The following is a 7,723-nucleotide window of genomic DNA, read 5'->3' on the forward strand; positions in this document are numbered from 1 at the left end:
GCTTCTCTCTGCCCGTCACCAGGGGGGCGGGCACGCGCGCAGAGAGTCCGAGCCCTCGGAAGGACCCCCTCTTGGCCGCCTCGCGCAACGCCTCGACCAACAGTACGAACAACGGCGCCAGCACCGCACCGCTGCGCGTCTCCTTTGCGAAGATCAAGGAACCGCTCGAGGTTCCGAATCTCCTTGCGCTGCAGACCGAGAGTTTCGACTGGCTCCTCGGTAACGACGCCTGGAAAGCCCGCGTCGAGGCCGCGCTGGAAAGTGGACAGGACGTTCCGACGAAGTCGGGTCTGGAGGAGATCTTCGAGGAGATCTCCCCGATCGAGGACTTCTCGGGCTCCATGTCCCTGACCTTCCGTGACCACCGCTTCGAGCCGCCGAAGAACTCGATCGACGAGTGCAAGGAGCGCGACTTCACGTACGCGGCCCCGCTCTTCGTCACCGCCGAGTTCACCAACAACGAGACCGGTGAGATCAAGTCCCAGACGGTCTTCATGGGCGACTTCCCGCTCATGACCGACAAGGGCACCTTCTGCATCAACGGCACCGAGCGCGTCGTCGTGACGCAGCTGGTCCGCTCGCCGGGCGCGTACTTCGACAGCACGATCGACAAGACGTCCGACAAGGACCTGTTCTCCGCCAAGATCATCCCCTCCCGGGGTGCCTGGCTGGAGATGGAGATCGACAAGCGCGACATGGTCGGCGTGCGCATCGACCGCAAGCGCAAGCAGTCCGTGACCGTGCTGCTCAAGGCCCTCGGCTGGACCTCGGACCAGATCCTCGAGGAGTTCGGCGAGTACGAGTCGATGCGGGCCACCCTGGAGAAGGACCACACCCAGGGCCAGGACGACGCGCTGCTCGACATCTACCGCAAGCTCCGCCCGGGCGAGCCGCCGACCCGCGAGGCCGCGCAGACCCTGCTGGAGAACCTGTACTTCAACCCGAAGCGGTACGACCTGGCCAAGGTCGGCCGGTACAAGATCAACAAGAAGCTCGGCGGGGACGAGCCGCTGGACGCCGGCGTGCTCACCGTCGAGGACATCGTCAACACGATCAAGTACCTGGTCAAGCTGCACGCGGGCGAGACCGAGACCACCACCGCGAGCGGTCGGACGATCGTCGTCGAGACGGACGACATCGACCACTTCGGCAACCGCCGCCTGCGCAACGTCGGCGAGCTCATCCAGAACCAGGTCCGCACCGGCCTGGCCAGGATGGAGCGCGTCGTCCGCGAGCGCATGACCACCCAGGACGTCGAGGCGATCACGCCGCAGACCCTGATCAACATCCGGCCGGTCGTCGCCTCCATCAAGGAGTTCTTCGGCACCAGCCAGCTGTCCCAGTTCATGGACCAGACCAACCCGCTCTCCGGGCTGACGCACAAGCGCCGCCTGAACGCGCTCGGCCCCGGTGGTCTGAGCCGTGAGCGGGCCGGCCTCGAGGTCCGTGACGTGCACCCGTCGCACTACGGGCGGATGTGTCCGATCGAGACCCCAGAGGGCCCGAACATCGGCCTGATCGGTTCGCTCGCCGCCTTCGGCCGGGTGAACGCGTTCGGCTTCGTGGAGACCCCCTACCGCAAGGTCACCGACGGCGTCGTCACCGACGAGGTCCACTACCTGACCGCGGACGAGGAGGACCGGTTCGTCATCGCGCAGGCCAACGCGCGGCTGACCGACGACTACCGGTTCGCCGAGGGCCGCGTGCTGGTCCGCCGGAGGGGCGGCGAGGTCGACTACGTCGCCGGCACCGAGGTCGACTACATGGACGTCTCGCCGCGCCAGATGGTGTCGGTCGCGACGGCCATGATCCCCTTCCTCGAGCACGACGACGCCAACCGCGCGCTCATGGGCTCGAACATGATGCGCCAGGCCGTGCCGCTGATCCAGGCGGAGTCCCCGCTGGTCGGCACCGGCATGGAGTACCGCTCCGCGGTCGACGCGGGCGACGTGATCAAGGCCGAGCAGGACGGCGTCATCAGCGACGTCTCCGCCGACTACATCACCATCGCCAACGACGACGGCACCCACGTCACCCACCGGCTGGCCAAGTTCCACCGCTCCAACCAGGGCACCTCCTACAACCAGAAGGTCCTGGTCGAGGAGAACGAGCGGGTGATCGCGGGCCAGGTCATCGCCGACGGTCCCTCCACCCAGCGCGGCGAGATGGCGCTCGGCAAGAACCTGCTGGTCGCCTTCATGCCGTGGGAGGGCTACAACTACGAGGACGCGATCATCCTCTCCCAGCGTCTTGTGCAGGACGACGTCCTCTCCTCGATCCACATCGAGGAGCACGAGGTCGACGCCCGGGACACCAAGCTGGGCCCCGAGGAGATCACCCGGGACATCCCGAACGTCTCCGAGGAGGTCCTGGCCGACCTGGACGACCGCGGCATCATCCGTATCGGCGCCGAGGTCGAGGCCGGCGACATCCTGGTCGGCAAGGTCACCCCGAAGGGCGAGACCGAGCTGACCCCCGAGGAGCGGCTGCTGCGCGCGATCTTCGGCGAGAAGGCGCGTGAGGTCCGTGACACCTCGCTGAAGGTGCCGCACGGTGAGACCGGCAAGGTCATCGGCGTGCGCGTCTTCGACCGCGAGGAGGGCGACGAGCTGCCCCCGGGCGTGAACCAGCTGGTCCGCGTCTACGTGGCGCAGAAGCGCAAGATCACCGACGGTGACAAGCTGGCCGGCCGGCACGGCAACAAGGGCGTGATCTCCAAGATCCTGCCCGTCGAGGACATGCCGTTCCTGGAGGACGGCACCCCCGTCGACATCATCCTCAACCCGCTGGGCGTGCCCTCCCGGATGAACCCGGGCCAGGTCCTCGAGATCCACCTGGGCTGGCTGGCCTCCCAGGGCTGGAAGGTCGAGGGCACGGACGCGGAGTGGAAGCAGCGTCTTGCGGCCATCGGCGCCGACGACGTCGCGCCCGGCACCAACGTCGCCACCCCGGTGTTCGACGGTGCCCGCGAGGACGAGATGGCCGGTCTCTTCGAGTCCACCATCCCCAACCGCGACGGCGACCGCCTGGTGCTGCCCACCGGTAAGGCGCGGATGTTCGACGGCCGCTCCGGCGAGCCGTTCCCCGACCCGATCTCGGTCGGCTACATGTACATCCTCAAGCTGCACCACCTCGTCGACGACAAGCTGCACGCCCGTTCGACCGGCCCGTACTCGATGATCACCCAGCAGCCGCTGGGTGGTAAGGCCCAGTTCGGCGGACAGCGTTTCGGCGAGATGGAGGTATGGGCGCTGGAGGCGTACGGCGCCGCCTACGCCCTCCAGGAGCTGCTGACCATCAAGTCCGACGACGTCACCGGCCGCGTGAAGGTCTACGAGGCCATCGTCAAGGGCGAGAACATCCCCGAGCCGGGCATCCCGGAGTCCTTCAAGGTCCTCATCAAGGAGATGCAGTCGCTCTGCCTCAACGTGGAGGTGCTGTCCTCGGACGGCATGTCCATCGAGATGCGCGACACCGACGAGGACGTCTTCCGCGCCGCGGAAGAGCTGGGTATCGACCTGTCCCGGCGCGAGCCGAGCAGCGTCGAAGAGGTCTGACGGGTCCGGCCGGCGGAGCGCACACGGCTCCGCCGGCCGCCCCGAGACCCCGATCAGACCATTGATGACACGACACTGAGAGGGATTGACGAGAGTGCTCGACGTCAACTTCTTCGACGAACTGCGGATTGGCCTGGCGACCGCCGACGACATCCGTCAGTGGTCACACGGCGAGGTCAAGAAGCCGGAGACCATCAACTACCGCACCCTCAAGCCCGAGAAGGACGGCCTCTTCTGCGAGAAGATCTTCGGCCCCACCCGGGACTGGGAGTGCTACTGCGGCAAGTACAAGCGCGTCCGCTTCAAGGGCATCATCTGTGAGCGCTGCGGCGTCGAGGTGACCCGCGCCAAGGTGCGTCGCGAGCGGATGGGCCACATCGAGCTCGCCGCGCCGGTGACCCACATCTGGTACTTCAAGGGCGTGCCGTCCCGGCTCGGCTACCTGCTGGACCTGGCCCCCAAGGACCTGGAGAAGGTCATCTACTTCGCCGCGTACATGATCACGTACGTGGACGAGGAGCGTCGCACCCGCGACCTGCCGTCGCTTGAGGCGCACATCTCCGTCGAGCGCCAGCAGATCGAGCAGCGCCGCGACGCCGACCTGGAGGCCAGGGCCAAGAAGCAGGAGGCCGACCTGGCCGAGCTCGAGGCCGAGGGTGCCAAGGCCGACGCCCGCCGCAAGGTGCGCGAGGGCGCGGAGCGCGAGATGAAGCAGCTCCGGGACCGCGCGCAGCGCGAGCTCGACCGCCTCGACGAGGTCTGGAACCGCTTCAAGAACCTCAAGGTCCAGGACCTGGAGGGCGACGAGCTGCTCTACCGCGAGCTGCGGGACCGCTTCGGCACCTACTTCGACGGCTCGATGGGCGCCGCCGCGCTGCAGAAGCGGCTGGAGACCTTCGACCTGGACGAGGAGGCCGAGCGCCTCCGCGAGATCATCCGCACCGGCAAGGGTCAGAAGAAGACCCGCGCCCTCAAGCGGCTCAAGGTGGTCTCCGCGTTCCTGCAGACCTCCAACAGCCCCAAGGGCATGGTCCTCGACTGCGTCCCGGTGATCCCGCCGGACCTGCGCCCGATGGTGCAACTGGACGGTGGCCGCTTCGCGACCTCCGACCTGAACGACCTGTACCGCCGGGTCATCAACCGGAACAACCGCCTCAAGCGGCTGCTCGACCTGGGCGCGCCCGAGATCATCGTCAACAACGAGAAGCGGATGCTCCAGGAGGCCGTCGACGCGCTGTTCGACAACGGCCGCCGTGGTCGTCCGGTCACCGGGCCTGGCAACCGGCCGCTGAAGTCGCTGTCCGACATGCTCAAGGGCAAGCAGGGCCGCTTCCGGCAGAACCTGCTCGGCAAGCGCGTCGACTACTCGGCCCGCTCCGTCATCGTCGTCGGCCCGCAGCTCAAGCTGCACCAGTGCGGCCTGCCCAAGGCGATGGCGCTCGAGCTGTTCAAGCCGTTCGTGATGAAGCGGCTCGTGGACCTCAACCACGCGCAGAACATCAAGTCGGCCAAGCGCATGGTCGAGCGCCAGCGCACCGTCGTGTACGACGTCCTCGAAGAGGTCATCGCCGAGCACCCGGTGCTGCTGAACCGCGCCCCGACCCTGCACCGCCTCGGCATCCAGGCCTTCGAGCCGCAGCTGGTCGAGGGCAAGGCGATCCAGATCCACCCGCTCGTCTGCACCGCGTTCAACGCGGACTTCGACGGCGACCAGATGGCGGTGCACCTGCCGCTGTCCGCCGAGGCGCAGGCCGAGGCCCGCATCCTGATGCTGTCCTCGAACAACATCCTGAAGCCGGCCGACGGCCGCCCGGTGACCATGCCCACCCAGGACATGGTGCTGGGGCTGTTCTTCCTCACCACCGACGAGGAGGAGCGGGAGGTCCGCGGCGAGGGCCGGTCGTTCTCCTCGACCGCCGAGGCGATCATGGCGTTCGACGCCGGCGAGCTCTCGCTCCAGGCGAAGATCGACATCCGCTTCCCGGTGGGCACCGTCCCGCCGCGGGAGTGGGTCGCGCCGGAGCCGGTCGAGGGCGAGCCGGAGTACCAGTCGGGCGACAGCTTCCGGCTGCGCACCACGCTGGGCCGCGCGCTCTTCAACGAGCTGCTGCCCGAGGACTACCCGTTCGTCGACCAGTCCGTGGGCAAGAAGCAGCTCTCCCAGATCGTCAACGACCTGGCCGAGCGCTACCCCAAGGTCGTGGTCGCGGCCGCGCTGGACAACCTCAAGTCCGCCGGTTACTACTGGGCCACCAGGTCCGGTGTCACCGTCGCGGTCTCGGACATCGTCGTGCCCGAGGCCAAGAAGCAGATCGTGGCCGACTACGAGGCTCAGGACGAGAAGGTCCAGAAGCAGTACGAGCGTGGTCTGATCACCAAGGACGAGCGGACGCAGGAGCTCATCGCCCTGTGGACCAAGGCGACCAACGAGGTCGCCACCGCGATGAACGAGAACTTCCCGAAGACGAACCCGATCTTCATGATGGTCGACTCCGGGGCCCGCGGAAACATGATGCAGATGCGTCAGATCGCGGGTATGCGTGGCCTGGTCTCCAACGCGAAGAACGAGACCATCCCGCGGCCGATCAAGGCCTCGTTCCGCGAGGGTCTGTCCGTGCTTGAGTACTTCATCTCCACGCACGGTGCCCGTAAGGGTCTGGCCGACACCGCGCTGCGTACCGCCGACTCGGGTTACCTCACCCGGCGTCTGGTGGACGTCTCGCAGGACGTCATCATCCGCGAGGAGGACTGCGGCACCGAGCGCGGCCTCAAGCTGGCGATCGCGTCCCGCGGTGCGGACGGCGTGCTGCGCAAGGCGGAGAACGTCGAGAGCAGCGTCTACGCCCGCTGCCTGGCCGAGGACATCGTCGTCGACGGCAAGGTGTTGGCCCCGGCCGGCACCGACCTGGGCGACGTGCTCATCGACGAGCTGGTCAACCACGGCGTGGAGACGGTCAAGACCCGCTCCGTGCTGACCTGCGAGTCCGCCGTCGGCACCTGCGCCATGTGCTACGGCCGCTCGCTGGCCACCGGCAAGCTGGTCGACATCGGCGAGGCGGTCGGCATCATCGCCGCCCAGTCGATCGGTGAGCCCGGCACCCAGCTGACCATGCGTACCTTCCACACCGGCGGTGTCGCCGGTGAGGACATCACGCAGGGTCTGCCGCGTGTGGTCGAGCTCTTCGAGGCCAGGACCCCGAAGGGTGTCGCGCCGATCTCCGAGTCGGCCGGCCGGGTGCGGATCGAGGAGACCGAGAAGACCAAGAAGGTCGTGGTCACCCCGGACGACGGCTCGGACGAGACCTCCTACGCGGTCTCCAAGCGCGCCAGGCTGCTGGTGGGCGAGGGCGACCAGGTCACCGTCGGCCAGCCGCTGACCGTCGGCGCGGCCAACCCGCACGACGTGCTGCGGATCCTGGGCCAGCGTGCCGTCCAGGTCTACCTGGTGGGCGAGGTCCAGAAGGTCTACAACTCGCAGGGTGTGGCCATCCACGACAAGCACATCGAGATCATCGTCCGGCAGATGCTGCGCCGGGTGACGATCATCGAGTCCGGCGACGCGGAGCTGCTGCCGGGCGAGCTCGTCGAGCGCTCGAAGTTCGAGTCCGAGAACCGGCGGGTCGTGGCCGAGGGCGGCCACCCGGCCTCCGGCCGTCCGCAGCTGATGGGTATCACCAAGGCGTCGCTGGCCACCGAGTCGTGGCTGTCGGCGGCGTCCTTCCAGGAGACGACGCGGGTCCTCACCGACGCGGCGATCAACGCCAAGTCGGACTCGCTGATCGGCCTCAAGGAGAACGTGATCATCGGCAAGCTGATCCCGGCCGGCACGGGCCTGTCCCGCTACCGGAACATCCGGGTCGAGCCGACGGAGGAGGCGAAGGCGGCGATGTACTCGGCGGTCGGCTACGACGACATCGACTACTCGCCGTTCGGCACCGGCTCCGGCCAGGCGGTTCCGCTGGAGGACTACGACTACGGCCCCTACCAGGGCTGAATCTCACCACCGGTTCGCTGGGCGCTGTGCCCGAGCGGCCGGCTCGCAGGGCCCGGCTCGGCGGCTTCGCCGCCACGCGCCGGGCCCTGCGGCCGTGTCGGCCTGCGGCCGTGTCGGCCTGCGGCCGTGTCGGCCTGCGGCCGTGTCGGCCTGCGGCCGTGCGGTGCCGCGC

The 7,723-nt window shown here is 68.0% G+C and carries 2 protein-coding genes; both read left to right on the forward strand.

What is annotated here, in order from left to right; all coding sequences use genetic code 11:
• The first annotated feature begins 71 nt into the window (after positions 1-71).
• Positions 72-3,557 (forward strand): DNA-directed RNA polymerase subunit beta, encoded by a 3,486-nt coding sequence (rpoB, locus tag ACFWI8_RS29405; protein ID WP_387097696.1) that lies wholly within the window; start codon positions 72-74, stop codon positions 3,555-3,557.
• Between the two features lie 94 nt (positions 3,558-3,651).
• The gene (locus ACFWI8_RS29410; protein WP_387097706.1) at positions 3,652-7,551 is read left to right on the forward strand and encodes a DNA-directed RNA polymerase subunit beta'; all 3,900 of its coding nucleotides are present in this window, start codon (positions 3,652-3,654) and stop codon (positions 7,549-7,551) included.
• The last annotated feature ends 172 nt before the right edge of the window (positions 7,552-7,723 follow it).

This window comes from Streptomyces sp. NPDC127098, assembly GCF_042722465.1.
In the GTDB taxonomy this organism is placed as follows: Bacteria; Actinomycetota; Actinomycetes; order Streptomycetales; family Streptomycetaceae; genus Streptomyces; species Streptomyces millisiae.